The sequence below is a fragment of the Micromonospora sp. IBSANI012 genome (assembly GCF_052814045.1).
The window spans coordinates 4,091,775-4,115,838 of sequence record NZ_CP199933.1; the positions used below are offsets into that span (position 1 = coordinate 4,091,775).

23 protein-coding genes are annotated in these 24,064 nt (G+C 70.8%); 10 read left to right on the forward strand and 13 right to left on the reverse strand.

Translation table 11 applies throughout. From position 1 onward, the window contains the following. Positions 1 to 12: 12 nt before the first annotated feature. Positions 13 to 483 carry a DUF6098 family protein gene (locus ACTWM8_RS18895; RefSeq protein WP_446210193.1) on the reverse strand — a complete coding sequence of 157 codons (471 nt, stop codon included), beginning with the start codon at positions 481 to 483 and terminating at the stop codon, positions 13 to 15. 303 nt (positions 484 to 786) lie between these two features. Here ACTWM8_RS18895 and ACTWM8_RS18900 point away from each other — a divergent pair, with 303 nt between their 5' ends. Further along, entirely contained in the window at positions 787 to 2,073 is a 1,287-nt protein-coding gene (locus ACTWM8_RS18900) for an erythromycin esterase family protein (protein WP_446210194.1), read from the forward strand. A 32-nt stretch (positions 2,074 to 2,105) separates the two neighbouring features. On the opposite strand, the gene ACTWM8_RS18905 is transcribed toward ACTWM8_RS18900, so the two are convergent. Both ACTWM8_RS18905 and ACTWM8_RS18910 read right to left on the reverse strand, forming a co-directional pair. Then, the gene (locus ACTWM8_RS18905; RefSeq protein ID WP_446210195.1) at positions 2,106 to 2,843 is read right to left on the reverse strand and encodes a hypothetical protein; all 738 of its coding nucleotides are present in this window, start codon (positions 2,841 to 2,843) and stop codon (positions 2,106 to 2,108) included. A 150-nt stretch (positions 2,844 to 2,993) separates the two neighbouring features. Beyond that, complete coding sequence (locus ACTWM8_RS18910; RefSeq protein WP_446210196.1) at positions 2,994 to 4,160, reverse strand: glycoside hydrolase family 26 protein; 1,167 nt, start codon at positions 4,158 to 4,160, stop codon at positions 2,994 to 2,996. Between the two features lie 38 nt (positions 4,161 to 4,198). Here ACTWM8_RS18910 and ACTWM8_RS18915 point away from each other — a divergent pair, with 38 nt between their 5' ends. After that, positions 4,199 to 4,360 carry a hypothetical protein gene (locus ACTWM8_RS18915; RefSeq protein WP_446210197.1) on the forward strand — a complete coding sequence of 54 codons (162 nt, stop codon included), beginning with the start codon at positions 4,199 to 4,201 and terminating at the stop codon, positions 4,358 to 4,360. 81 nt (positions 4,361 to 4,441) lie between these two features. On the opposite strand, the gene ACTWM8_RS18920 is transcribed toward ACTWM8_RS18915, so the two are convergent. The 4 genes from ACTWM8_RS18920 to ACTWM8_RS18935 form a co-directional block, all read right to left on the reverse strand. After that, positions 4,442 to 5,605, reverse strand: a complete 1,164-nt coding sequence (locus ACTWM8_RS18920) for a glycoside hydrolase family 26 protein (RefSeq protein WP_446210198.1) — start codon at positions 5,603 to 5,605, stop codon at positions 4,442 to 4,444. Then, the gene (locus ACTWM8_RS18925) at positions 5,593 to 7,326 is read right to left on the reverse strand and encodes a glycosyltransferase family 2 protein (RefSeq protein WP_446210199.1); all 1,734 of its coding nucleotides are present in this window, start codon (positions 7,324 to 7,326) and stop codon (positions 5,593 to 5,595) included. The genes ACTWM8_RS18920 and ACTWM8_RS18925 overlap by 13 nt, the downstream gene beginning before the upstream one ends. A 286-nt stretch (positions 7,327 to 7,612) precedes the next feature. Next, complete coding sequence (locus ACTWM8_RS18930; RefSeq protein ID WP_446210200.1) at positions 7,613 to 8,779, reverse strand: glycosyltransferase family 39 protein; 1,167 nt, start codon at positions 8,777 to 8,779, stop codon at positions 7,613 to 7,615. Positions 8,780 to 9,063: 284 nt separating this feature from the next. Continuing rightward, on the reverse strand, positions 9,064 to 9,576 hold the full coding sequence (locus ACTWM8_RS18935) for a MarR family winged helix-turn-helix transcriptional regulator (protein WP_446210201.1): 513 nt from the start codon (positions 9,574 to 9,576) through the stop codon (positions 9,064 to 9,066). A gap of 112 nt (positions 9,577 to 9,688) precedes the next feature. Here ACTWM8_RS18935 and ACTWM8_RS18940 point away from each other — a divergent pair, with 112 nt between their 5' ends. The 3 genes from ACTWM8_RS18940 to ACTWM8_RS18950 are packed head-to-tail and all read left to right on the forward strand — an operon-like array spanning position 9,689 to position 12,513. Further along, positions 9,689 to 10,738 carry an LLM class flavin-dependent oxidoreductase gene (locus ACTWM8_RS18940; RefSeq protein ID WP_446210202.1) on the forward strand — a complete coding sequence of 350 codons (1,050 nt, stop codon included), beginning with the start codon at positions 9,689 to 9,691 and terminating at the stop codon, positions 10,736 to 10,738. Beyond that, positions 10,731 to 11,762: an LLM class flavin-dependent oxidoreductase gene (locus ACTWM8_RS18945; RefSeq protein WP_446210203.1), complete on the forward strand. Its 1,032-nt coding sequence runs from the start codon at positions 10,731 to 10,733 to the stop codon at positions 11,760 to 11,762. The genes ACTWM8_RS18940 and ACTWM8_RS18945 overlap by 8 nt, the downstream gene beginning before the upstream one ends. Positions 11,763 to 11,802: 40 nt before the next feature. Then, positions 11,803 to 12,513 (forward strand): NADPH-dependent F420 reductase, encoded by a 711-nt coding sequence (locus tag ACTWM8_RS18950; RefSeq protein WP_446210204.1) that lies wholly within the window; start codon positions 11,803 to 11,805, stop codon positions 12,511 to 12,513. An 80-nt stretch (positions 12,514 to 12,593) separates the two neighbouring features. Here the strand turns inward: ACTWM8_RS18950 and ACTWM8_RS18955 are convergent, their stop codons facing one another. Further along, positions 12,594 to 13,031, reverse strand: a complete 438-nt coding sequence (locus tag ACTWM8_RS18955) for a hypothetical protein (RefSeq protein WP_446210205.1) — start codon at positions 13,029 to 13,031, stop codon at positions 12,594 to 12,596. Positions 13,032 to 13,839: 808 nt separating this feature from the next. On the opposite strand from ACTWM8_RS18955, the gene ACTWM8_RS18960 reads away from it, so the two are divergent. Together ACTWM8_RS18960 and ACTWM8_RS18965 are read left to right on the forward strand one after the other, a co-directional pair. Beyond that, entirely contained in the window at positions 13,840 to 14,679 is an 840-nt protein-coding gene (locus tag ACTWM8_RS18960) for a helix-turn-helix domain-containing protein (RefSeq protein WP_446210206.1), read from the forward strand. Positions 14,680 to 14,745: 66 nt separating this feature from the next. Further along, positions 14,746 to 15,327 carry a dihydrofolate reductase family protein gene (locus ACTWM8_RS18965; protein WP_446210207.1) on the forward strand — a complete coding sequence of 194 codons (582 nt, stop codon included), beginning with the start codon at positions 14,746 to 14,748 and terminating at the stop codon, positions 15,325 to 15,327. Positions 15,328 to 15,580: 253 nt separating this feature from the next. Here the strand turns inward: ACTWM8_RS18965 and ACTWM8_RS18970 are convergent, their stop codons facing one another. Continuing rightward, positions 15,581 to 16,552 (reverse strand): quinone oxidoreductase family protein, encoded by a 972-nt coding sequence (locus tag ACTWM8_RS18970; RefSeq protein WP_446210208.1) that lies wholly within the window; start codon positions 16,550 to 16,552, stop codon positions 15,581 to 15,583. Positions 16,553 to 16,813: 261 nt separating this feature from the next. On the opposite strand from ACTWM8_RS18970, the gene ACTWM8_RS18975 reads away from it, so the two are divergent. Next, the gene (locus ACTWM8_RS18975) at positions 16,814 to 17,641 is read left to right on the forward strand and encodes a hypothetical protein (protein WP_446210209.1); all 828 of its coding nucleotides are present in this window, start codon (positions 16,814 to 16,816) and stop codon (positions 17,639 to 17,641) included. A 198-nt stretch (positions 17,642 to 17,839) separates the two neighbouring features. Here ACTWM8_RS18975 and ACTWM8_RS18980 read toward each other — a convergent pair whose 3' ends face one another. After that, positions 17,840 to 18,199, reverse strand: coding sequence for an MmcQ/YjbR family DNA-binding protein (locus ACTWM8_RS18980; RefSeq protein WP_446210210.1), 360 nt, complete (start codon positions 18,197 to 18,199; stop codon positions 17,840 to 17,842). Positions 18,200 to 18,385: 186 nt separating this feature from the next. Here ACTWM8_RS18980 and ACTWM8_RS18985 point away from each other — a divergent pair, with 186 nt between their 5' ends. Both ACTWM8_RS18985 and ACTWM8_RS18990 read left to right on the forward strand, forming a co-directional pair. Beyond that, positions 18,386 to 18,862 carry a heme-degrading domain-containing protein gene (locus ACTWM8_RS18985; protein WP_446210211.1) on the forward strand — a complete coding sequence of 159 codons (477 nt, stop codon included), beginning with the start codon at positions 18,386 to 18,388 and terminating at the stop codon, positions 18,860 to 18,862. A gap of 173 nt (positions 18,863 to 19,035) precedes the next feature. Beyond that, positions 19,036 to 20,454, forward strand: a complete 1,419-nt coding sequence (locus tag ACTWM8_RS18990) for a WGR domain-containing protein (protein WP_446210212.1) — start codon at positions 19,036 to 19,038, stop codon at positions 20,452 to 20,454. Between the two features lie 13 nt (positions 20,455 to 20,467). Here the strand turns inward: ACTWM8_RS18990 and ACTWM8_RS18995 are convergent, their stop codons facing one another. From ACTWM8_RS18995 to ACTWM8_RS19005, 3 genes are all read right to left on the reverse strand, one after another. After that, the gene (locus tag ACTWM8_RS18995; RefSeq protein ID WP_446210213.1) at positions 20,468 to 20,815 is read right to left on the reverse strand and encodes a nuclear transport factor 2 family protein; all 348 of its coding nucleotides are present in this window, start codon (positions 20,813 to 20,815) and stop codon (positions 20,468 to 20,470) included. A gap of 106 nt (positions 20,816 to 20,921) precedes the next feature. Then, a complete protein-coding gene (locus tag ACTWM8_RS19000; protein WP_446210214.1) occupies positions 20,922 to 22,739 on the reverse strand; it encodes a serine hydrolase in 1,818 nt (605 codons plus the stop codon). Between the two features lie 11 nt (positions 22,740 to 22,750). After that, a complete protein-coding gene (locus ACTWM8_RS19005; RefSeq protein ID WP_446210215.1) occupies positions 22,751 to 24,058 on the reverse strand; it encodes an exo-beta-N-acetylmuramidase NamZ family protein in 1,308 nt (435 codons plus the stop codon). Positions 24,059 to 24,064 lie beyond the last annotated feature (6 nt).

Here is a 24,064-nt window from a genome sequence, read left to right on the forward strand (position 1 = left end):
GTGGCTCACCGGTCAGTCCGCGCGGCGCAGGGGACCCCACTCCCGCGACGCCTGCCCTTCCACCGCCCGGTCCGCCTGCCGCAGGGCCGCCTCGCCGACCCAGGCCACCGGCCGGTGGCAGATCACCAGGGGTTCGTTGTCGGGTCCCCGGCCGATCTGCTCGCCCAGCAGCACCCACGGACGTACGCCGGGACCACGCAGGTCCCGCAGGTGGCAGTAGTCGTACAGCCGGCGGGCGATCCACAGCCGCAGGGAACGGTCACCCCACCACGACTCCACCGCGAGCGGGTTGGCGGACAGGCCCGGCAGCTCCGTCCCGGTCAGCGCATCCCGGCTGGATTGCCTGGCCTGCTGCTCGTCGGTCAGGTCCGCCTCCGGGCCCCGGGACCACCGCACGTACAGCGACTTCTCCGCGTTCTTCTGCACCAGGTTGACGAGCTGATCCAGGTCCTCGACGACCCACATGCCCGCTTGGTTGCCCACCTTGCTCACCCCGTCCATGTGCCCTGCCGGCCCCCTGGCCATTCCTCCTGATTCCGGGCCTTTTGGGGATCGGGCCGGCTCACCCGCACGTCTTCGGGCGGGTTGGCACCTCCTCGCCTACCGGCGACGGCGGGCGGCGATCGCCGGCAGCCGGAACGCATGTGCCCAGCCGGTACGGGTAGCCACGGGTCGACGTGTCCGTGACGGCGGCGCGGCACCCGCGGGAGCTGCGGGGCGCCCGCCGGTACGGCCCGAGCGCCTGCCGGGTGGCCACGGGCCGATCCGAGGCGGCGGGAGTGCGCGATGGGACGCTACGACGACGAGGTGACCGGGCTCGCGGCGCCGCTGACCGACCCGGGCGACCTGGACGTGCTGATGGACCGCGTCGGTGCCGCCCGGGTGGTGATGCTCGGCGAGGCGACCCACGGCACGCACGAGTTCTACACCTGGCGAGCCGCGATCACGCGGCGACTCATCGAGGAGAAGGGCTTCTCGTTCGTCGCCGTGGAGGGCGACTGGCCCGACTGTGACCGGGTCGACCGCAGCGTACGGTGCCGCAGCGACGCGCCGGCGGATCCGCGCGCCGCCCTCGCGGCGTTCGAGCGGTGGCCGACCTGGATGTGGGCCAACGAGGAGGTCGTCGACTTCACCCGCTGGCTGCGGGCCCACAACGCCCAGCTGGACGGGCCGGCACGGGTCGGCTTCCACGGCCTGGACGTGTACTCGCTGTGGGAGTCGCTGCGCGAGATCCTCGTCTACCTGCGCGAGCACGACCCGGAACAGGTGCCGGCGGCGCTGGCCGCCTACCGCTGTTTCCAGCCGTACGACGAGGATCCGCAGCAGTACGCGCTGGCGACCCGGCTGGTGCCGAACAGCTGCGAGAACGAGGTCGTCGACCTGCTCGCCGCGCTGCGCGAGCGGGCCGCCACCGACGGCGCGGGCCGCTTCGGGGCGTGGCAGAACGCCGAGGTGGTCGCCGGCGCCGAGCGCTACTACCGGACGATGGTGCGGGGCGGCCGCGAGTCGTGGAACGTCCGTGACCGGCACATGGACGACACCCTCGACCGGCTGCTCACGCACTACGGTCCGGGCGCGAAGGCGGTCGTCTGGGCACACAACACCCACGTCGGTGACGCCCGGGCGACCGACATGGTCGAAGCGGGCGAGGTCAACATCGGCCAGCTCGCCCGCGAGCGCCACGGCGTCGACCAGGTCGTCCTGGTCGGCTTCGCCACCCATCGGGGGACCGTGGTGGCCGGCGACGCCTGGGGGGCGCCGATGCGAGTGATGACGATGCCGCCGGGCCGGCGACACTCGCTGGAGGAGGCGCTGCACGGCGCCGCGCCGCCGGAGGCGCTCTTCGTCTTTCCCCGGGACGGCCGTCCCGACCTGCTCACCGACGAACTCGACCATCGGGCGGTCGGGGTGGTCTACCACCCGGAACGGGAGAGCTGGGGCAACTACGTCGCCACGGTGCTCGGCGACCGCTACGACGCCCTCTGCTGGGTCGACCAGTCCCAAGCCGTCCGGCCGCTGCACATCCGGCCCGCCAGCCTCGCCGAACCGGAGAGCTACCCCTCGGGCGTCTGATTGGGTCGGGGCGTCCGGCGGGCGGGGCTGGCTTACCTGACGGCGACGGTGATCTTGTCGAAGTCGGGTGCCGGCGAGTCCGGGTTGAACATCTTCAGCGTGTTGGGCCCGGGTCGGAACGGCACCGTCACGACCATGGTGCCGACGCTGCTCCACCCGCCCGTCCCCGGGAAGGTCAGGGTGATCGGGGCCGCGCCGTTCACACTGATCCGCCCCACGCGGGGGGACTCGCCGTTGACGTACGCGATGGTCACGGTGGCCGACCCGCCGGTGCGGGCGGTCACGCCGTTGAACTGCAGCGTTCCCATGTCGCGCCCGATGTTGCCCACCTTCTTCCCGCCGGAGCAGCCAGGACAGTCATAGATCCTGATGTCGTCCAGGCCGTTCTCCGTCGACTCGGCCTCGTAGGACCGCACCACCACCGGTGCCGCCGGGGCGGCGGGTGGGCGGGTGGCCGGCGGTCGGGTGGTCGGGGGTGCCGTCGACGGCGCGGCGGGTCGGGTCGCCACCGATCCGACGCGCACCTCCCCGCCGCCCTCGGCCGGGGTGGCCGTCGCCGGGTCCGGCGTCGGGAAGGCCGGATCAAGGTCCGTCGCCGGGCCGGCCGGGCCGGGACGATCCGCCGCCGGCGACCCCCCGAGGCCCAGATCCACGTTCACCGCCGCCAGCGTCAGCACGATGATCAGGTAGCCGACTCCCACCACCGCCAGCAGGCGGATCGGGCCGATCCGCCACATGCCGTGCGGACCGGATCCGTGACGTGGACTCACTCCCGAGGCTCCCCTCCGCGCGCCGAGTGGTGCGCCCGGCGCGGAGACGACCCGGAGCCGGGTGTGACAGGTGCCACAGGATTGTAGGGGGCCGATCAACTTCTGGCCCGCCGCCAGGTGCGTCACGCGGGCAGCGTCCGGTCCGCGGGCCTACTTCTCGATCTGGGTACGCGGCAGCATGGTCGGCGACCAGCCGAAGTCGTACCGGGGGACGGCGACCGCCTGGGCGAAGGCCTTGGCGGCGGCCGGAGAACTGACGATCCTCCAGTCCACCTCCTTGTTCGCCTCGAACCAGATCAGGCCGATGATGTCCCGGTGGCGGGGCAGCAACTGGAAGGTCTGCTTGATCCACTCGGCCTTGCGCCCCGTGCCGTTGGAGGCGCCGGTCTCGGTGATGACCAACGGCTTGTGGGTGAAGGTGCGGATCTCCTTGATCGTGGGGTTGAAGATCGCGTCGAAGGACCGGTACGTCGAGAGCGCCCCGGTGCCGTAGTACCCCGAGAGTCCGACCCAGTCGACGTAGTCGTCGCCCGGGTAGAGCGTGGAGAGTTTCGGGGTGGAGTTGTCCCATCTGACGTTCGGGCTCCACGTCCAGATGACGTTCTTGACCCCGGCCGCCTCGAACACGTCGTGGACGTGACGCCAGGCCTTCACGAAGTCGCCCGGCCGGTTGCCGTTGACCGTCTCGCACCACGGGTACCAGTCGCCGTTCATCTCGTGGCCGAACCGGACGGCCACCGGATAGCCGAGTGACTTGATGCCCTGGGCCCAGGACAGCAGGTACTTGTCGAAGCTCCCCCGGGCGATGCGGGACAGCCGGTAGTGGGGTTGGTCGGAGCGGATCTTGTCGATCCTGCGGGCGCTGAAGCCCTTCTTGCGGGCCGCCTGGTCCAGGCGGTAGTCCCACGGTTCCCAGGCCAGCATCGGCAGCATGCCGCGGCTGTTGATCTGGTCGAAAAGCGTCCGGTCGAATGTGTCGGACGCCCACCCCGAGCTGAAGAGCATCACCTGCGGCTGGCGCTTCGCGGCCGCCGTGAACATGTCCACCGCGGTGAAGTCGTGCGGGCCCTCCTGTGTCATGACACCGATGAACGCCTTGCCGGCCGGCGGGAAGAGTTCCGCAGCCGGTCGGGGCGGCGCGCTCGGTGCCGCCGTGGCTCCGGCCGGCACCGCCGCACCTGGCTCGGCCTTCGCAATCCGGCCGGACGGGCCGTCCTCCCGGCCCCCGGACATGGTGGTCGGTGCGATGGCGAACGCGTAGGTCAGCAGCAGCGCGCCGATCAGCACCATCAGGACCCGCGGAACGGTCAACCTCATTGTTGCAGAACCCCCTCAGCCGCCACCCGCAACCTCGGGTGGCGTTCCTCGCTGTCGGCGCGAGCGACCGGCTCGGCCATGTCGTCAACCGCCGGCAGGTGCTGGTCGACAGCCTCGCCGCCGGGCGCTCCGCCGACGCCGCGGTGAAGTTCCTGAACGGGTACGGGTTCGTCGGTCTGATCTGGCCGGGCGTGACGTGAGTGAAAGGCCCGGCACCGGGTCACCCGTCCTGCCGGGGCGGGCGTCGACATCGACCGGGGACGAGGCAGGGTACGGAACACCTAGTCCTCGAGTTTCGTGCGCAGGAGCATGTCTGGCGACCAGGTGACCTGGTAGCGAGGGTCGGCGACCCCCTTGGCGAAGGCTTTTGCCACGGCCGGTGAGCTGACGATGCGCCAGTCCACCTCCCTCTCCTTGTTCACTTCGAACCAGATGACGCCGATGATGTCCTTGTAGCGGGGCAGCAGCCGGAATGTCTGCGTGATCCACTCGGCCTTGCGCGCGTAGGCGTCGGAGGCACCGGTCTCGGTGATGACCAGCGGTTTGCTGCTGAAGGCGCGGATCTCCTTGATGATCCTGTCGAAGATCACGTCGAAGGGCCGGTAGTCCGGGGTGAACACAGTGGTGTAGTAGCCGGAGATGCCCACCCAGTCGACGTAGGCATCGCCCGGGTAGAACGTGGAGAGTTCCGGGAGCGAATCGTCCCAGATGTTGTTCGGGCTCCACACCCACGTGACGTTGGTGGCCCCGGCAGCCCGGAACAGATCATGTACGTGGCGCCACGCCTTGACGTAGTCGCCCGGTCGGTTGCCGTTGACCAGCTCGCACCACGGGTACCAGTAGCCGTTCATCTCATGGGCGAACCGGATGGCCACCGGGTAGCCGAGTGACTTGATCCCTTCGGCCCAGGATCGCAGGTAGCTGTCGAAGTCCCCGCGCGCTATGTGGGACAACCGGTACGGGGTTTGCTCGTTCCGCAACCTGTCGACCTCGCGGGTCGGGAGCCCCTTCTTGATGGCCGCTTCGCCCAATCGGTAGTCCCACGGTTCCCAGCCCAGCATTGGCAGCATGCCGCGCTCTTTGATCCGGTCGAAGGGCGTCCGGTCGAATGCGTCGGATGCCCATCCGGAGCCGAAGAGCATGACCTGCGGCTGGCGCTTCGCGGCCGCCGTGAACATGTTCACCGCGGTGAAGTCGTGCGGGCCCTCCTGGGTCATGACACCGATGAACGTCTTACCAGCCGGAGGAAAGGTTTTCCGGTCCGGTCCGAGCGACGAGCCTGGTTCGGCCGTCGCCCCCGCGCTTGGTCCGGCCGCGGCAACCCGGTCGGACGGCGCCTGCTTTCGGCCCTCGGCCGTGGTCTTTGGCGCCATGGCGAAGGCGTAGGCCAGCAGCAGCGCGGCGATCAACACCATCATGACCCGCGGGACGGTCAGCTTGGCCATGGCAAACCCCCGTTCGCCGCCACCCGCGACTTCGGCGGTTTGCGCTCCTCATTGCCGGCGCGCGCGGCGTGCTCGGCCGTGTCGTCGTGCTGCTTCCCGCGGGCCGTGATGTGCGACAGGAGCGCGATCAGCGGCGGACCGAGACCTGTCAGGAGGGTCAGGATCGGCCAAACGTGGAGCATGGTGAAGCTGGTGTCCAGGACGAAACTCGCGCCGAGCAGGGCAGCGGCGAAAGCCGCCCAGCAGAAGTGCAGCCGGAAGGTGCCGAGCGACTCGGTGGTGCGCAGCTTCCCCTTGGCCGTCACCACGAACCCGAGCTTCCGCCGAAGCAGCGCACTGACACCGGCGGCCACGTAGATGGGACCGGCGAAAAGCGCCAGCGCCATGCCGACCAGGCCGATCTCCTCCCGTTCGTGGGGAGCGATGTTGAAGCGGCGGAGCCAGAGCCACAGCAGGAACCAGGTGCCCATGCTCGAGCCCCACAGCACCGACCACACGGTGACGTCGAGTTGGGCCGCGCCCACACCGGTGAGCAGGTACATGGCCGTGGCGAGATTGCCCAGCAACAGGCTGACGGCGACGCTCGGGTAGTAGAACTGCAGCAGGCGGTACTGCCAGCGGCGCCGTCCACGGAGTTCGCGCGGTGCGCGCAGCTCGGGGCGGATGAGGATCTCGCAGATGCCGGCCGCCCACCGCTTCTGCTGGTTGAAGTAGTCCGCCCACGACGTCGGGCCTTCCCCGATGGCCACCACGTCCGGGGTGTAGACGCCCTTCCACCGGTTACCGGTCTGCGGGTTGACGGCGGCGTGGACCCGGATGCTGGTGAGATGGTCCTCGATGATCGAGTCCTGGTAGCCCCCGATGCTCCGCCAGGCCGCCGGTCTATAGAGGTGGCCGGTGCCGGTGAGCAGCGGCGCGTCCAGCCCGTTCCCGCCCCGCGCGATGAGCCCGTTGTAGAGGTACTGCTGCACCGACGCGCCGTGCGCCACCCAGTTCTGGTGCATGTTGCCGTAGACCTGCGGCGTCACCACGAAGGCGACGTCCGGGTCGCGGAAGTAACCGAGGGTCCGTTCGAGGAAGCCCGGCAACGGCACGTGGTCCGGGTCGACGTTGGCGACCACGTCGTAGCAGTCCTCGTACTCCGCCCGCCAGGCGTTGTGGTTGCCCGACTTCGTCCGGGCCCGGAACTCGCCGCTCGGCTGGTTGTACTCCGGGCGGCCCTTACGGCTGAAGTGCCGCACCCCGAGCCGCGCGGCCATCTCCTTCACCGCCGGGTCGTCCCCCTCGTCGAGGATCCAGACGTCGACTTGGCCGCAGTACACGATCTGCGTCATCCTCCGCAGGGTCCGCTCAGCGACGTCGATCGGCTCCTTGCTGGGCACGATCGTGGTGAGCAGCGCCACCCGCAGGCCGACCGGCGGATCGACCGGGATCGGATCCTTGGCGTGGAACGCGAACACCCAGATCACCACGTTCTGCGCGAGGCGGATCAGCTCCACGCCGACGACCACGCAGAAACCGATCCGGGCCGCCGTCGTCTGCCAGCTCCCGAGCCCGGTCACGCCCGGCCCCGGCACGTGCGCCGGGAGCAACAGCCAGCCGATGAACAGCACACCGGCCGCGCTGTTGACGAGGACGAACAGCGCGAGGATCAGCCGTGACGCCGGCGAGACGGCGTGGCGGAACTCGACCGCCGCCTCCGGGTGCCGCGGCGCGACCAACGGTCCGGCCGTCGTCCCGCACGCCGCGTAGGCACGACGCGCTCTGACGTTGCGCTGTCGACGGTCGGAGGGCTGCTCCGACGAGTCCCGGGGCGAGGTAGCGGCCGGAGCACCCGACGTGACCTCCCCCGCGACGTGAGCCAGCCGGATATCGCTGGCGATCCCCACGTTGCCCCCAAAGGACTTCTGCCCGACACGAACTCGACCGGAGCTGATGCTATTCGGGCAATCTGCTCAAAGGGTGCGTGTTGCCTAAATGGTCATGAGCATCGTTCCGCCGGTCGTCTCATTCACCGGCGGGGGCCGGGCGAGTCCCGTGCGGCGGCTCGCCGCCGGCGGGCCGGGTCCACAGTTGAATGATCCTCGCGAGATCGCCGGTCGCCTGCTCGTGTCCCTCCGGCGCCGGCCGGGCCAGTTGTGCCGGCGCACCGAGCACCGCGATCGCCACCAGGGCGACCGCACACCACCGGGCACGGACCCGGGCGAGGGCGACGGCGCCGAGCGTCGCCCACGCCGGAAGCGTGAAGAGCAGCACCTCCGGCCCCCAGATCGGCGTTGCCTGCGCGACGAGCAGCAACCCCAGCGGCGGCACCAGCGCCCACGCGGTGTACACGGCGGCGGAGCGCCGCAACGGAAGGCTGAACAGCGCCAACCCGAGCAGCACGACCCCCAGGGCGGTGACGCCGAACAGTTCCCGGGGGGTCGCGGCCAACACGTCCGGGGTGAGCTTCGATCCCCGCGCGATCGGCACGCCGGGTTGCCCGCCGAACAGTCCCAGCGCGGCGGCCGCGGGTAGCGCACCCAGGAGCGCCACCGCCGACCAACGGCCGGCCACGCCGCGCCGGAAGGCGAACACGGTCCAGCCGTGCCCGGCCAGCAACAGCAGCGCGAGACCGTGGGACAGGCCCAGCAGCAGCACCGAGGCGCCGTAGCCGGCGAATCGTCCGAACGTCGGCCGGTCGACGGCCAGCACGAGCAGGAACGTGGCGAGCACGGCGGCGAACACCGTCAGCGCGTACGGCTGGACCTCCTGCGCGTACCGCGTCGACGTCGGCAGCAGCGCGAAGATCACTCCGGCCAGCAGGCCGACCCGCGGCGTGAACAGTCGGGCCGCCAACAGCCCGACGAGGGCCGCCGCGGCGGTGATGGCCACCATCGACACCGCCCGCACCGCCGGGCCCGGCGTGCCGAGGACCTCCGCCGACCAGCGCATCAGTGCGGAACCGGCGCTACCCCAGGCCGGGGCGTCCTCGGTGGACGGGGCGGGCGCGCCGGCCCGGACGAGGTAGAGCGCGACGGTCAGCAGAGCCGGTACCAGCCAGGCGGCGACCCGCCACCGGACGGGGTCGGGCGCCGGCCGGGGGGCCACGTCGTGGCTCTCGCCCCAGGGGTCCTCGACGTCGACCTCGGTCGACGCCAGCCGGGGCAGGACTATGGTGTCCGCGTCCTTCATCGTGTCTCACGCATCTCTGTCGGAACCGGCGGTCGGAGCCGCGGCAGGGGCGCGCCCTTGGGCGACGCGAGGCCAGCCGTCCCGTGGCGTGGGCAGCACGCGGCGCAGGACCGGCCGGAGTCCTGGATCGGGTAGGAATGTCACCTGGAGCATAAGGAACACGGGCGGACAGATAGCCCGTATGCGCCACAAGCACCAGATCGGGGATCGACCACCGCTCAGCGGCGGCGCTCAGCCGCTGGATGCTTTGGTCCCAGCGTCGCCAGTGCGACGAGAGTCCGGGCTCACGGGACGTTTCGCGGCGCCTGAGGGGTCTGGTGGGTGTCGAGGTGCGCGCGCAGCGCTGCGGCGATCTCGCCCGCCGCGACGAGCTGATCCGGCGTGAGAGCGTCGACGAAGAGTTCGCGGATGGCGCGCAGGTGCGGAACCGTGGAGCGCCGGAACGCGTCGGCTCCGGCGGGCGTGAGCAGGACCTCCGCCCCGCCGCGATCCGTGGCGCACTCCTGGCGGCGGATGAGCCCGCGCCGCTCCATCCGCCCCAGGTGGTGGGAGAGGCGGCTGCGCTCCCAGCCGATGTGGGCCGCGAGTTCGGAGGAGCGCATCTGCCGTTCCTGCGCCTCGGTGAGGGCGAGCAGCACGGCGTAGTCGCCCGGGGAGAGGGAAGACTCGGTCTGGAGGCGGGACGCGAGCTGGGACCTGAGCGCTTCCGCCGTCTCGATGTAGTCGCGCCAGGCCCGCAGCTCCGCCGCGTTCGGAAGCTGGCGGCCCTTCCGCCGGTCAGGTGTGGCTTTCGTCATCTCGCACTCCTGGTTGACATGTCAATCCTGAGGCTAGCATGGTTGACGTGTCAATCGTCGAGGGCTTCCTGCGGCGGGATCGCCGCCGGGGAGCGAGCGTGAGGAGGAGACGATGACAGCCCAAGGCTTTGAACTGGGGCTCAACTCGTTCGGGGAGGTCGCCACCGACGGCGGCCGGGTCCTGAGCGACGCCGAGACGGTGCGGCTGCTCGTCGACGAGGCACGGCTCGCGGAGTCGGTCGGCCTCGACGTGTTCAGCGTGGGCGAGCACTACCGCGAGGGCCACACCGACTCGGCGACGCCGGTGTTGCTCGCGGCGATCGCGACGGCGACCGATCGGATCCGCCTCGGGACCTCGGTGACGGTGCTCAGCACCAACGACCCGGTCCGGCTCTACCACGAGTTCGCGACCCTGGACGCGGTGTCGAACGGCCGGGCCCAGCTGGTTCTCGGGCGGGCGTCGGCGACCGAGTCGTTTCCGCTGTTCGGCTACGACCTGGCGGACTACGAGCGCTTGTTCGAGGAGAAGCTCGACCTCTTCGTCCGGCTCCAGCGGGACGAAGCGGTCACCTGGTCGGGCACCGTACGCACTCCTCTGGTCGAGCAGCGCCTGCATCCGCGGATGCCGGCGGGTGGCATCCCGACGTGGATCGGCGTCGGCGGGAGTCCGAACTCGGTGATCCGCGCCGCTCGCTACGGCCTTCCGCTCATGCTCGCGATCATCGGCGGGCGCCCGCAGCGGTTCGCCGGCCACGTCGACCTCTACCTCCGGGCGCTCGAACAGTTCGGGCATCCCGTGCAGCCGATCGGGCAGCACTCGCTCGGCCTCGTCGCGGACACCGACGAGGAGGCCGTGGAGACCTGGTGGCGGTACTGGCAGCCGGTGGTGGCGCAGATCGCCGCGGAACGCGGCTTCTACAAGCCGGACCGCAAGCGCTACGAGGCCGAGCTCGACCGCGGCGCGCTGTTCGTCGGGTCACCCGAGACGGTCGCGCAGAAGATCGCCACCATGGCCCGTGACCTGCGGCTGAGCCGCTTCGACCTCAAGTACGACATCATGCACCTGCCCCGCGAGGCACGCGCGCGCACCATCGAACTGCTGGGCAGTGAGGTCGCGCCGCGGGTCCGGGAGCTGCTGGCGAAGGAGCCCACCCATGTCTGATCTCGAGTTCGGCCTCGACACCTTCGGCGACGTGCCGGAGGACGACTCCGGCAAGCTCATCTCCTACGCGGCGGCGATCCGTCAGGTCGTCGACGAGGCGGTGCTGGCGGACCAACTGGGGGTCGACGTCATCGCCCTCGGCGAGCACCACCGGCCGGAGTACTCGGTGTCCACGCCGGAGACCGTGCTCGCCGGGATCGCCACGCGTACCTCGCGGATCCGGCTCGCCTCCGGGGTGACCGTGCTGAGTTCGGACGACCCCGTCCGGGTGTTCCAGCGCTTCGCCACGGTGGACGCGCTGTCGCACGGCCGGGCCGAGGTCATCCTCGGGCGCGGGTCGTTCACCGAGTCCTTCCCGCTGTTCGGCTACGACCTGCGCGACTACGACGTGCTCTTCGAGGAGAAGATCGAGCTGTTCGTGAAGCTGCTGGACGAGCAACCGGTCACCTGGAGCGGCACCAAGCGTGCCCCGCTCGAGCGCGCCGACGTCTTCCCGAAGACCGAATCGGGACACCTCACCACCTGGGTGGGCGTCGGCGGCTCGCCGCAGTCGGTCGTGCGTACCGCCCGATACGGCCTACCGCTCATGCTCGCCATCATCGGTGGCGCTCCCGAGCGCTTCGCGCCCTACATCGACCTCTACCGCCGGGCCGCAGCGCAGTTGGGCACGACGGCGCACCCGGTCGGGATGCACTCGCCCGGCTTCATCGCCGACACCGACGAGGAGGCGAAGGAGCTGTACTGGCCGTACTACCGGGTCATGCGGGACCGGATCGGCGCGCTGCGCGGTTGGCCGCCGATCCGCCGCGCCGAGTTCGACGCCGAGGTGGAGCACGGTTCCCTCTACATCGGCTCCCCGGAGACCGTCGCCCGCCGGGTGGCCCGCGCCATCCGCAGTCTCGGCGTCGGCCGGTTCGACCTCATCTACACCGCCGGAGCGCAGCCGGTCAGCGCCCGGATGCGCGCGGTGGAGCTGTACGGCACCAAGGTGATTCCCATGGTCCGTGACATCCTCGCCAGTTGATCGGGCCAACGGACGCCCGATCGGAAAGCGGAAGGACGACATGAACGACAGCGCCCGGAGCGAGCCCCGGACCCTCGGCATCCTCGGTGCCGGCAAGGTGGGCACCGTACTCGCTCGACTCGCCCTCGCCGCCGGCTACCGGGTGCTGATCGCCGGCTCCGGCGACCCGGAGAAGATCGCCCTCACCATCGAGGTGCTCACGCCCGGGGCAGTGGCCACCACCGCGGTCGACGCCGTGGCCGGCGCCGACATCGTCATCCTCGCCCTTCCGCTGGGCAAGTACCGGAGCATCCCCGTCGAGGCGCTGCGCGGCAAGCTCGTCGTCGACGCGATGAACTACTGGTGGGAGATCGACGGCATCCGCGACGACCTCACCGACCCGCGCACCTCCTCGAGCGAGACGGTCCAGGCGTTCCTGGCCGACTCCCGCGTCGTCAAGGCGTTCAACCACATGGGCTACCACGATCTCGAGGACGGGGCGCGGCCGAGCGGCACACCCGACCGCAAGGCCATCGCCATCGCCGGCGACGACCCCGGTGATCTCGACGTCGTCGCCTCCCTGGTGGACCGGCTCGGCTTCGATCCGGTGGTCGCCGGCCCGCTCGCCGAGGGCGTGCGACTGGAACCAGGCAGCGAGTTGTTCGGCGCCAACGTGAGCGCCGACGAGGTGCGGACCATGCTCGACCGCTTCGCGGAGTCGGAGCGTGGGCGGATCGTCGCCCTGGCCCGGGCCACGCCGAAGGCGGGGTAGGCCCGGCTTCATCGCCCGGCAGCCCGCACGTGCCCAGGCCGCGCTGGTTGCGCGGCCCGGGCCGTGCTGCGCGGTCCGGGTCAGTCGACCGGCGGGGTGTACGTGTCGCAGACCCGGCCACGCTCCGCCCGGGCCACCGTGGTGCCGACGCACAGCCGGAGCCGTGGCTTGAACCCACCCCACAGCAACTCGGAACGGGTCTGGACGGTCGTCTTACCAGGAGTGCACAGCGCGGCGAAGGTCCGCCAGACGAGCTCGTCGGCCGGCCCGTTGGTGGCGATCTGGACCACGCCGCACCGCCCCGGAGCGTTGACCGCGAGCGTCCCGTTGACCGCCACCGGCGGTACCGGCCGCTCCGGGATGCTCATCATCATCTCGTAGCTGCCGTAGGCGGTGACCCGGGCGCTCTCCAGTGCGAAGTCGCTGTCAACGGAGGCCGTCGCGGGTGAGGCGCCAGCCGCGACAGCGATGCCGGTGACGGCGACCGCACCGAGCATCCTGACACCGAGTGACGTCATTGTGCACTCCCTTTCGAAAGGGCCTACCGATCGGGCGGGCCAAATGGGCGGCGTCCACCGTGGTCGCGCGCCGCGGGTGAATGGCACGACCACGATGACGGGAACGCCGGACGGCGCCGACCGTTTGATGATTCGTCGGCGCCGGCCCCGATGAGATCGCATCACGGATACGCCGTCAAGGAGGTCCGGGCGGGTTCCGGAGACGCGGCGACCGGCATGAGAGCGCACTTTCGCTGTTCAACGCCGACGCCGCCGACAGAACAGCGCCGACGGATGTGTCCTGCTTCACTTCGGCGCCGCTCCGCACGATTTCACGATTGTCGCAGCGAATTCTTCTCGTCCACATATTCGCTGCCGGCGACGCTGACCGTCGTCCCTCGGCAGCGCACCGAAGGCGACGAGGATCGAACGCCGCTCGGCGAGTGCCGACGTGCCGCCCGTTCACTTTCGATACCTGCCGCACGTCCGACGCGATCACCGCCACCGACCGCCACGAGAAAGGAAATGGCTAGGGCGCCTCCACCGCCGAAATCACCGGTGGACGAGCCGCCCCGGGGAGTTCGGTTGCGAATGTTTTCGTCGTGCCGGCGAAATAATGGCGATCGTTACGCGGCAACCCGCCCCGCTCGGCCTCAGGCAGCTCCCGGAGCCGGTCCCCGCTTTCCGCGGCGCGGAAATGTGGCTCTTCACAAAGCGGGGTGTAGTTGGGGTCTGAATCCGCCGGTTTCGAGGAGTGCCCTGGCGATGCAGTGGGTGAGGTTGCGGAAGCCGAGGGCGATGCCGGCGGGGCGTCGGCGATACTGTGGGCGTGGAGTACGTGTCCAGAGTGCCGCGACCGCCGCTGGACGGGCTGATCGACGACCTTTACTACCTGGAGGGTGCGTCGCCGTACGCCCGGCTGACGCTGCCGCCGATGCCGGCGGCGTTGCTCATCGTCAACCTCGGGGCGCCGTTCCGCATCCGCGCCGGCACCGACATCGAGCCGGCCGAGTACGCCGACGGCTGCGTGGTCACCATGCCCACCCGCGCGTTGGAGTTCGGCTACCCACTCCGGACCCGGTCCGTCGGCGTGCACTTCAAGCCGTGGGGGCTGGCGCCGTTCCTGCCGATGCCCGCGGCCGAGCTGTGTGACCGGCCGGTGACGGTAGAGCAGGTTTGGGGCCGGCCCGCCATTGCTGAGCTGCGAGACCGGCTGGCCACGGCGGACGGACCGCACGAGATGCTGACGCTGCTCGAGGAAGAGCTGACACGACGGCTGTGCGAGACCGCCGGCCTGGGACTGGTCCGCCATACGAGCAGCGTCATCGCGGCGACCAGCGGGGCGGTGGCGATCGGCGACCTGAGGGTGGCAGCCGGTGTCAGCAGCACTCATCTGGCACAGCGGTTCAAGGAGCTCATCGGCGTCACGCCGAAGCGGCTGGCCCGCACCTACCGCTTCGCCGCCACCGTGTTCTCGATCAACCCCGCCGAACCGATCGACTGGGGCGACCTCGCCGGTCGCGCAGGCTACTTCGACCAGGCCCACTTCGGCCACGAGTTCCGGGCGTTCACCGGGCTCACGCCGACCCGGTACGTCGAAGTCCGGCGGCAGTTCCTGCGCGAGCATCCCGGCCACGTGCTGGACAGCTGGCCGCTGCCGGCCGATTGATTTCTTACAAGAGCGACAGCTCACGACACGCCAATATGGAGGCATCCCAAAGCAGAGGAGCGCCCCATGGGCAAAGTAGTCATGTACAGCTCGGTGTCGGTGGACGGCTTCGTCGCGGACGAGAATGACCAGCCCGGCCCGCTGTTCGACTGGTTGTCCAGCGGTGACGTGCCGTTGGACGAGAGCGGCGAGTTGAAGGTGTCGCAGACGTCTTACGACTACACCCGGCCGTACTGGGACCAGATCGGGGCGACAATCGTCGGCCGCCACGTCTTCGACATGACGGACGGCTGGGACGGGAAGCCTCCGGGCGGGATCGACCACGTGGTCGTCGTGACGCACCGGCCGAAGCCCGAGGGCTGGGACCCCGAGGCGCCGTTCCACTTCGTCGACGGCGTCGAGGCAGCCGTGGCCAAGGCGCAGGAGCTTGCGGGTGACCGCATGGTCGAGGTCGCCGCTGGCGAGGTCGGTGGCCAGGTGCTTGCCGCAGGCCTGGTCGACGAGGTGCGCATGGACGTCGTACCCGTCGTGTTCGGGTCCGGCAAGCGCTACTTCGGGTCGGTCCACGCGCAGCACCTGTTGGAGGATCCTGACGTGGTGATTCAGGGCAACCGGGTGCTTCATCTGCGCTATCGGGTGCGCCGTTGACCGATCTGAGCGGGTACGCGAAGAAGTCCACTGCGAACGGTGACACAAGTTCGGGCCTCCGGCTGCGTTTGCGCATCGCTGCCCCGGGACCGACGCGCCAGCCAACATCCAGCCAGCGATTACCCCCTCAACTGTGAAGAGCCGGAAATGTTCTCGACCCCGACATCAATCCAGCTGGGTTACCCCGAATTGCGGGCTCGATGATTTCCGGGACCAAGCTCCACGCTGGACCTCGGTGAGCCGCGGCCGGCTGTCAGGCCACCGTGAGCAGCAGTTTGCCCGCGAAGGAGGTCTGCAGGCGACGGTGCGCCTCCGCCGCCTTCCCCAGCGGGAACTTCTCGGCGACGTGCACCTCGAACGGTCCGGCCTCGATGAGCTCGTTGAGGCGCTGCAACTGCCGGGGCCCGGTCTCGCCGTCGTACGCCTTGATCGTCACACCGGGCCGCTCGCCCGGTTCCGGTTGCACGCCGTGGGGGTACCCGAGCACGCCGCCGTCGCGCAGCGCCTCGGTGAGCTTGTCCAGCGTCTTCCCACCGGCCATCGCCAGCAGGCCGTCCACGCCGTCCGGCGCCACCTCCCGGATCCGCCCGAGCACCTCGGCGAGGTCACCGTGACCGTCGACGGCCAGATCGGCGCCGAGCCGGCTCACCAGCGCCACGCCCTCCGCCCCGGACGCCACGGCGACCACGTTGAGCCCCTGCCGCTTGGCCAACTGCACGGCCAGGTGACCCTGTCCCCCACTCGCCCCGAAGATCAGCAACCATGCGCCGGCGGAGAGGCCCAGCACGTCCAGGCCCGTCAGGGCGGTCAGCGCGTCGGTGGGCATGGCGCCTGCATGCTCCACCGGCAGGCCGGCCGGCAGCTTCGCGACGTACTCGGCCTTGGTTGCCGCGTACTCGGCGTAGAAGCCGCCCTTCGGCCGGGTGTAGCCGTACACGTAGATCACGTCGCCCACGGCGACGTTGGTGACCTGCCGTCCGACGGCGGCGACGCTGCCGGCGGCCTCGGCGCCGGGCACGATCGGGAAGGTGCTTCCCTCGGGCACCAGCGCGCCCTCCCGTGTCATGGCGTCCCACACCCCGACGCCGGCGCTCCACACCTTGATCAGAACTTCGTCGTCGGCGATCTGCGGCACCGGCAGGATACGCGGGGTGATCACCTCCGGACCGCCGAACTCGTCGAAGGCCGTGGCCTGCATCTGCTCCGGCACGTCGCCGTCTGCCATCTGGAATCCTCTCCACCCCGGTGTCTGCGGGCACCGCATCGTCGAAGGCAGCATGCCGGTGCACCCGTCGCCGGGGGTCCCCGCGCGAGCGCCGTTCACCCGGTCGGGCTACCGGTCGCGAGCCCACCGGGCCTGCCGTGGACCAACTCCGCGTTGCCGGCGGTCGGAACACCCCGGCCTGCACAGGGTCCGGCGACCGATCGGCAGCAGTAAGATCGCTGGCACCCGGCGAAGACACGTCCTCCCCCACCCGGAGTCCGCATGTCCGAGCAGCCCGCCGCCGACGTCCCCCGCCCCCGCAGGTGCCGTCCGCCGCGCGGTCGGGCCCTGGTCGGATTCCTCCGTCGGCGCGGGGCTGATCGTTCGTACCGAGCTCTCCGCCCGGCCCTGGTCGTGGTGTGCCTGATCGCCGTGGCCGGGTTGCCGGCCGGATCGTCGGTGGCCGGCGTCACCGGGTCCACCGCCCTGCGGGTGCTCCAGCTGAACCTCTGCAACAGCGGCCGGGCCGGCTGCTACACGGGCCGATCGGTGACCGAGGCCGCGGAGGTGATCGGCGCCGAGCTGCCCGACCTGGTCACCCTCAACGAGATCTGTCAGGACGACGTGGCCGCGCTGGAGCGCGTGTTCGCGGCCGTCCACGGCGGCGGCACAGTCGTCTCCGCCTTCAAGGCTGCCGGTGACCGCCCTACCGGCGCCGTCACCGAGTGCCGCAACGGGCAGCCGTACGGCGTCGGGCTACTGACCCACCTCGCCGCGCCGTACCCGGAGCACACGGTGCACAGCGGGATCCACCCGACGCAGGATGTCACGGACCCCGAGGAAAGACCCTGGCTCTGCGTCCACGTCGCCGGCGTGCTGCACGCCTGCACCACACACCTGGCGGCCACCAGTGCCCACCGTCGCGCTCGCCCAGTGCGCCCACCTGCTCGACACGGTCGTACCGATGATCCGCAGGAGCACCGGATACGCGCCCACCGTGCTGAGCGGCGACCTCAACCTCCGGCACGGCGACGCCCCCCGACGTGCGGTCCTGCGTGCCGCCGGGCTACCTGCGGATCGACGACGGCGCGGTGCAACAGATCATGGTGACAACCGACGTCACGATCTGTTGCGGCAGGTCGATAGGCATGCACGGGGCGACCGACCACCCAGGGCTGTTGGCCACTCTCACGATCGACGACGACCGACGTCCCGCCTGGGCCGCCACCGCGCCGCGCTGGACACCCGCCCGCGTTGCCCGGGCCCGGAGAGCACGGTGGACGCGGCACCGCGCCGGTCAGGCGGCCGTCAACGGTCGCTGACGAGCGTGTCCGGGGCCCGCATCCGCCACGCATCGGTCACCAGCTCGCGCAGGCGCTCGACATCGACCTTGGCCAGTCGCAGCATCACCAGCGGCCACCCCTCGTAGCCGGGTGTGGTGAAGAAGAGGTCGGGCTCGCCGAGGAGGAGAGCCTGCTTCTCGGCCTCGTCGCCGACGAACAGCACCGCGATGTCGGTCCGGATCACCCGTGGCTTCCCCGGCCGGCGCTCGGGGTAGGACCAGACGAAGCCCTTGTCGGCGACCCGGAAGTCGAAGCCCTCGCTGTCGATCTCCACCACGTGCGGCAGGGCCAGGGCTATCCGGCGGACATCATCGGCGTCAGCCATCGGGGTCCCTCCCGGGTCGGATCCTCACCGGGCCGAGGTTACGCCTCAGCACCGACATTGATCATGTGCACACGTGTCGCCGGCGTCTCGCCCATCGCGGAGGTGGCACCCATCCGGTTTGCGACAATCAACGAGCACGGACACCGAACCCGGCGCAGTCCGCCACTCGACCAAGAAGAGGTACGTATGCCACTTGACCATGACGCGTGGCCGACGCTGGAGGAGTTGCTGCGCGAGGAGGGCGAGTTGGAGCTTCCGGCCCTGTCGGAGTCGGACGCGTACGAGTTGGGGATGCGGGCGGTCGCCGCCGCGAGAGAGCGGGACCTGCCGATCTCGGTGGGCGTGTGGCGGACCGGGCGCCAGTTGTTCCACTGCGGCTTGCCCGGTTCGACGCTGGACAACGACGGGTGGCTGCGTCGCAAGGGACGAGTCGTGATGCGGTTCGAGCACTCGTCGCTGTACATGGCACGGCTGTGCCAGGACAAGCAGGTGACCCTCGCGGAGAGATTCGGACTGCCGGCCGCGAAGTACGCGGCTGCCGGGGGCGCGGTGCCACTGCGCGTTCGCGGCACCGGCGTGGTGGGCTGGTTCGGCGTCTCCGGACTTCCGCAACTGGACGACCACCGCTTCGTCGTCGAGGTGCTTCGCGGGACCTCGCGTTAGTCGTGCACCGGGGCGGTAGGTAACCCGAGCCCTGGTGGCCACGGATCGGGGTTGACGGGCCGCCACCAGCGGCTCGTCAACCCCGCCGATCTTGTCGGGGGCGGCGGTTAGCGTGTGGTCACTGTCGCCGCGCCGGCCACGTCGGGCCGGTCGCTGACCCCTCGGAGGCCCCCATGTCGCAGGAGACGACCTACCTCGAACTGTCCGAAGTGGACGGTGCACACAAGTTCTACGAGGTCGTCGTCGAGGACGCCACGCTGACCGTGCGCTACGGCCGGATCGGCGACCAGGGGCAGGTCAAGGCAAGTGCCTATCCGGACAACGCGCGGGCCCGGGCGGCCGCGGCGAAGAAGATCGGGGAGAAGGTCCGCAAGGGGTACGCCCCGGCGGTCCCCGGCGTCAGAAAGAAGCGCAGCGTCTCCCGGCGGCAGATCGTCAGCACCCGCTCCACCGCCCGCACCGCCCCGGTGCTGTGGCGCTACAACTCCGGTGCCCCCGCCTTCGGCATCTTCGTCGACGGGCAGCACTGCATGGTGGGCAACGAGCACGGGGTGATCACCACCCTCGGCCACGACGCCCAGGTGCGCAGCCAGGTCCGCCTCCCCGACGGGGTGAAGTGCATCGTCGCCGACGACGCCTGGATCTACGCCGGCTGCGACGACGGCAACGTCTACGACCTCTCCGGCAAGGTGCCCCGGGTGGCGTACGCGATCGCGCCGGAGATCGACATCTACTGGCTGGACATCCACGACGGCGTCCTGGGGGTCTCGGACGCCGACGGCGGGATCGCCGCCATCGACCACGAGGACGAGTTCCTCTGGCGCCGGCCCGGGCGGGGCCGCTCCGCCTGGATGGTGCGCTGCGACACCGACGCGCTCTACCACGGCCATTCCCAGGGGGTGACCGGCTTCGACTGGCGTACCGGCCGCGAGCTCTGGCACACCAGCACCGGCTCGGTGCTCTTCGGGTGGCAGGAGCGCGGCAGCGTGTTCGCCGGGACGAGCACCCGCGAGGTGATGCGGCTGGCCAAGGACGGTCGGGTCGAACGCCGCTACCGGTGCGACGCCCCGGTCTTCTCCTGTGCGACCGCGGAGGGCGGCCGGTACGTCTTCGCCGGCGACAGCCAGTCCTCGATCTACTGCTTCGACGCGGCGGGCACCCGGCTGTGGAAGCTCGGCACCGGCTGCGGCTCGGCGTACTCCATGCAGTACCACGACGATCGGCTCTATGTCGTCACCACCGGCGGCCATCTGGCCTGCATCGACGCCAGCGAGCCGGCGATCCGGGCGGCCCAGGTCGGCGACGTGCCGCAGGTGCTGGACGTCAAGGCGCCCCGCCAGGCACCGCGGACCGTGGAGCCGACGGTGGTCGAGGTGACCAGCGACGCCGGCGCGGGCGTCGTCGTGCAGTGCCTGGACGATCGTGGGCGGCTGCGGGTCCAGGTGGTTTCCGACGGCTACCGGCGCGACTGGTCGGTGCAGTTCCCCAAGGGCATCCGCGAGCCGGGCGCCCGCTACCTGGTGACCGAGGTCCGCGAGTCCGGCCGAGGCGGGTTCTACCGGGCGTACGGCGACATCCGCCGGCTGCGCTGAGCAGGGCGCGTGGTCAGGTCTGTCGCACCCGCCCGCCGAAGAAGACCTGGATCTCGACGATCTGCCCATCGCGCACCGTGATGTATTCCGTATTGCGGTGCCGGTCGCCAGTCTTCAGCTCGTACTCGTACAGGATGAAGACACCGTCTCCGTCGCCGTCGACGACGTCCAGGAGCTCCTGGGAGTGCAGACGACCCGCCGTGGGGAAGCACCGTTCGAAGTACGCGGTCCGGTCGATGTGGTCGTCCTGCGGGCTCGTGAACACCAGGTCCTCCGCGAACAGCTGGTTCGCCGCGTCGCGGTCCTGCGCGAGGTAGGCGTCGAACGCCGCGCGGACGATGTCGACGTTGGAAAGTGGCACCTAGGCCTCCTTGACGGCTTCGAGGCGAGGGATGCTGGCTCGTGGTGATCGGCGTGGACGAGGTCGCCTGCTGGAATCTACAGACCCGCAGGTGGTGGGTAACCGGTCAGGTGCGGGCGGGTGACCACCCGTCGGCGACGAGGAGGGAGGCGTCGACGCCCTCGCCGTCGAAGAGCATCCCGTCCCGGTCCCCCGCGACGACCCGGTCGACGTACACGCCACGACCCTGGCCCGAGCCGTCGGTGCTGCTGCTCCACCGCAGGTGGGTCGCCTGGTCGGGCAGCACCACCGAGACCTGCCACCAGACCCGGCCGCCGTAGCCGGTGACCGTGCCGTCGCTGGTCCAGCGTCGGTCCCCGTGCCGCAGCAGCATCCGTGCCGGAGTCCACGTCCGGCCTCCGTCGGTGGAGACCTCGAACCGCGTGCTGTCGTAGCGGGGCTCGGTGTCGTACCAGAGCAGGAAGCTCGCGGCGCCGCCGCCTTGCGCGGCCCGGCGCAGCGGGGCGGTGAGGGTGACCGTCGCGAGGTCGCGCGGGTCGGCCCGCCAGGCCTCCCGCGACCGGGGCCGCACCGGCATCGCCTCGGCGAGGTCGCGCGCGACCGCGCGCCGGGCGACGTTGTTGCTGCCCCAGCCGCGGTCGGGGTGCACCCGGTTGCTCAGCAGGATGACGAACGAGTGGGAGAGCGGGTCGATGACGATGGACGTGCCGGTGAAGCCGGTGTGCCCGAACGCCACCGGGGAGGAGAGCCCCATCATGTACCAGTGCTTGTTGAGCTCGAAGCCGAGCCCGCGATCGCTCTCCGGGTAGGCCGCCTCCAGCGGCGCGTTGTAGTTGACCAGCATCGCGCGCACCGTGTCCGCCCGGAGGATCCGTCGCCCGCGGTACTCGCCCCCGTTGAGCAGTGACTGGCAGAGCAGCGACAGGTCGGCCGCGGTGGAGAAGACCCCGGCGTGCCCGGCCACGCCCCCGAGCGACCAGGCGTTCTCGTCGTGCACCTCGCCCCAGACCATGCCGCGCCCGGCGTACGGTTGGTACTCGGTGGCGGCGATCCGCGACCGCAGCTCCGGCCCCGGGTTGTAGCCGGTGTCGGTCATGCCCAGTGGCGCGGTGACGCCGTCGCGGACCAGGTCGGCCAACGGCCGCCCGGTCACCCGTTCCACCAGTACGCCAAGCGCGATCAGGCCGAGGTCGGAGTAGACGTAGCGCGTGCCGGGCGGGGCGGCCAACGGTGTGGCCAGCGCGGCGGCGAACCGCTCGGCCGGCGTCGGGTATCGGCTCCACAGTGGCGTGAAGGCGGGCAGACCCGAGGTGTGGGTCAGCAGCATCCGTACCGTGACCGCCTCCTTGCCGCCGGCCGCGAACTCCGGGACGTAGCGGGCGACCGGGGCGTCCAGGTCCACCCGCCCCCGCTCGACCTGCTGCATGGTGACGATCGTGGTGAACAGCTTCGACACCGACGCCAGGTCGAAGACGGTGTCGGGCCGCATCGGGATCTGCTGGTCGGCGGGAAGTTCCACCCCGACCAGCCCGGGCGGCGGTCCGACGGCGGCGTACCGCACCGCGGTGCCCACGGCGGCGTGCTGCACGACCACGCCGTCCTTGGCCGCCAGGACCACCGCGCCCGCGTACGCCGGGTACCCGGGGTGGTCCGGCGTCGGCTGGAGATAGGCCGCCAGGTCGGCGGGGAGGCGATCCATGGGCGCGGGGAGCAGACCGACCTCGCGGGCGCTGCCGGGCCGCAGCGTGTCGTGCCGGAAGTGGATGTCGGCGGGGGTGACGGCGGGCGGCCCGGCCTCGTCGCGCAGCGGCGCGCCGGCCACCGGGGCGGCCGGCGCGGTCGTGCCCAGGATGGCCACGGCCACGCCGAGCGCGAGCCGGCGGAGCGCGGGCGAACGATGCAGCGGGCGGGACGACGTGGTCATGGCCGCACTCCTCAGTAGAGCAGGTAGGGCTTGCGCTGGCGGTCGAACGCGGCCAGTTCGTCGGCCCAGGCGCCGACGACGTCGTCCACGTCGGCCCCGGCGTCGATCTGGGTACGCAGGCGGGGCGACCCGGTGAGCTTGTCGATCCAGTACGGGCGGACGGCGTCCCAGGAGTCGCGCCGCCAGGCGAACGCGGGGTACTTGTGCGCCTCCACCAGCATCGCCACCGCGGTACGGATCGGGTCGTACACCGCCCGGTCGACGACCTTGACCTCGACGCCGGCGCAGAGCTTGTTCAACAGCGCCGGCTTCTGCCCGGCCGAGGTCGGTGCGAAGTACGCCTCGCGGAACTCGACTCCGGGCAGGTCGCGGGCGTTGAGGCGGTCACTCCAGTGGTGGTCGAAGTCGGTCGCCAGCCCGCCGATCAGCTCGAACGGACGGCAGGTGCCGCGGCCTTCGGTGATCGACGCGACGCCCTCGAAGAGGCCGGTACCCGGGTAGACCAGCGCGGTGTCCGGGGTGGGCATGTTCGGACTCGGCATCACCCAGGGCACGTCGGTGTCGGCGGCGAGGCGGTCCCGCTTCCAGTGCTCGCACCGCACCACGTGCAGGTCCACCGGTCGCCCGGCTTCGACGGGCAGGAACGTGCCGTTGAAGAACCGGGCCAGCTCCCCGACGGTCATCCCGTGCTGCTGGACGATCTCCTTGAGGCCGACCCCCGAGGTGTACGGCGCGGTCATCATCGGCCCGTAGGCCCGCCCGCCGATCGGGTTCGGGCGGTCCAGCACGACGTAGCGTTTGCCGACCCGGGCCGCGGCGACCATCGAGGTGTACATGGTCCAGATGTAGGTGTAGAAGCGGACGCCGACGTCCTGGATGTCGAAGAGGACCGTGTCCACGCCCGCCTCGGTGAACATGGTCTCCCACCGGGCCTGCGAGGCGCCGTACGCGTCGTAGACGGGGATGCCGGTGCGCGCGTCGGCGCCGGTGCCCTCGCTGCCTCCGGCCTGGGCCGAGCCACGGAAGCCATGCTCGGGGCCGAACGCCGCGGCCAGCCGGACCTGGCCCGAGCCGTGCATCAGGTCGACGAGGTGGCGGTAGGCGCCGTCGACGCCGGTCGGGTTCGAGACGACGCCGACCCGCTGACCGGCGAGCACGGCGAAATCGGAGGCCACCAGTTGGTCCAGGCCGGTGCGGACCCGGCGGACACCGGGGCTGCCCGCCGCGGGCGCCAGGGCCGCACCGACGCCGAGCGCCCCCGCGCCGGTGCCGAGCGCTCCCGCGCCGACCGCGCCGGCGAGGAAATTCCTACGCTGCATGGGTTG

What these genes read in the sequence shown, in the direction of transcription:
- ACTWM8_RS18990 (WP_446210212.1), top strand. Translation starts at nt 19,036, where the DNA reads ATGTCGCAGGAGACGACCTACCTCGAACTGTCCGAAGTGGACGGTGCA.
- ACTWM8_RS18975 (WP_446210209.1), top strand. Translation starts at nt 16,814, where the DNA reads ATGTCCGAGCAGCCCGCCGCCGACGTCCCCCGCCCCCGCAGGTGCCGT.
- ACTWM8_RS19005 (WP_446210215.1), bottom strand. Translation starts at nt 24,058, where the DNA reads ATGCAGCGTAGGAATTTCCTCGCCGGCGCGGTCGGCGCGGGAGCGCTC.
- ACTWM8_RS19000 (WP_446210214.1), bottom strand. Translation starts at nt 22,739, where the DNA reads ATGACCACGTCGTCCCGCCCGCTGCATCGTTCGCCCGCGCTCCGCCGG.
- ACTWM8_RS18900 (WP_446210194.1), top strand. Translation starts at nt 787, where the DNA reads ATGGGACGCTACGACGACGAGGTGACCGGGCTCGCGGCGCCGCTGACC.
- ACTWM8_RS18910 (WP_446210196.1), bottom strand. Translation starts at nt 4,160, where the DNA reads ATGAGGTTGACCGTTCCGCGGGTCCTGATGGTGCTGATCGGCGCGCTG.
- ACTWM8_RS18955 (WP_446210205.1), bottom strand. Translation starts at nt 13,031, where the DNA reads ATGACGTCACTCGGTGTCAGGATGCTCGGTGCGGTCGCCGTCACCGGC.
- ACTWM8_RS18970 (WP_446210208.1), bottom strand. Translation starts at nt 16,552, where the DNA reads ATGGCAGACGGCGACGTGCCGGAGCAGATGCAGGCCACGGCCTTCGAC.
- ACTWM8_RS18945 (WP_446210203.1), top strand. Translation starts at nt 10,731, where the DNA reads ATGTCTGATCTCGAGTTCGGCCTCGACACCTTCGGCGACGTGCCGGAG.
- ACTWM8_RS18940 (WP_446210202.1), top strand. Translation starts at nt 9,689, where the DNA reads ATGACAGCCCAAGGCTTTGAACTGGGGCTCAACTCGTTCGGGGAGGTC.
- ACTWM8_RS18980 (WP_446210210.1), bottom strand. Translation starts at nt 18,199, where the DNA reads ATGGCTGACGCCGATGATGTCCGCCGGATAGCCCTGGCCCTGCCGCAC.
- ACTWM8_RS18950 (WP_446210204.1), top strand. Translation starts at nt 11,803, where the DNA reads ATGAACGACAGCGCCCGGAGCGAGCCCCGGACCCTCGGCATCCTCGGT.
- ACTWM8_RS18985 (WP_446210211.1), top strand. Translation starts at nt 18,386, where the DNA reads ATGCCACTTGACCATGACGCGTGGCCGACGCTGGAGGAGTTGCTGCGC.
- ACTWM8_RS18920 (WP_446210198.1), bottom strand. Translation starts at nt 5,605, where the DNA reads ATGGCCAAGCTGACCGTCCCGCGGGTCATGATGGTGTTGATCGCCGCG.
- ACTWM8_RS18935 (WP_446210201.1), bottom strand. Translation starts at nt 9,576, where the DNA reads ATGACGAAAGCCACACCTGACCGGCGGAAGGGCCGCCAGCTTCCGAAC.
- ACTWM8_RS18965 (WP_446210207.1), top strand. Translation starts at nt 14,746, where the DNA reads ATGGGCAAAGTAGTCATGTACAGCTCGGTGTCGGTGGACGGCTTCGTC.
- ACTWM8_RS18930 (WP_446210200.1), bottom strand. Translation starts at nt 8,779, where the DNA reads ATGAAGGACGCGGACACCATAGTCCTGCCCCGGCTGGCGTCGACCGAG.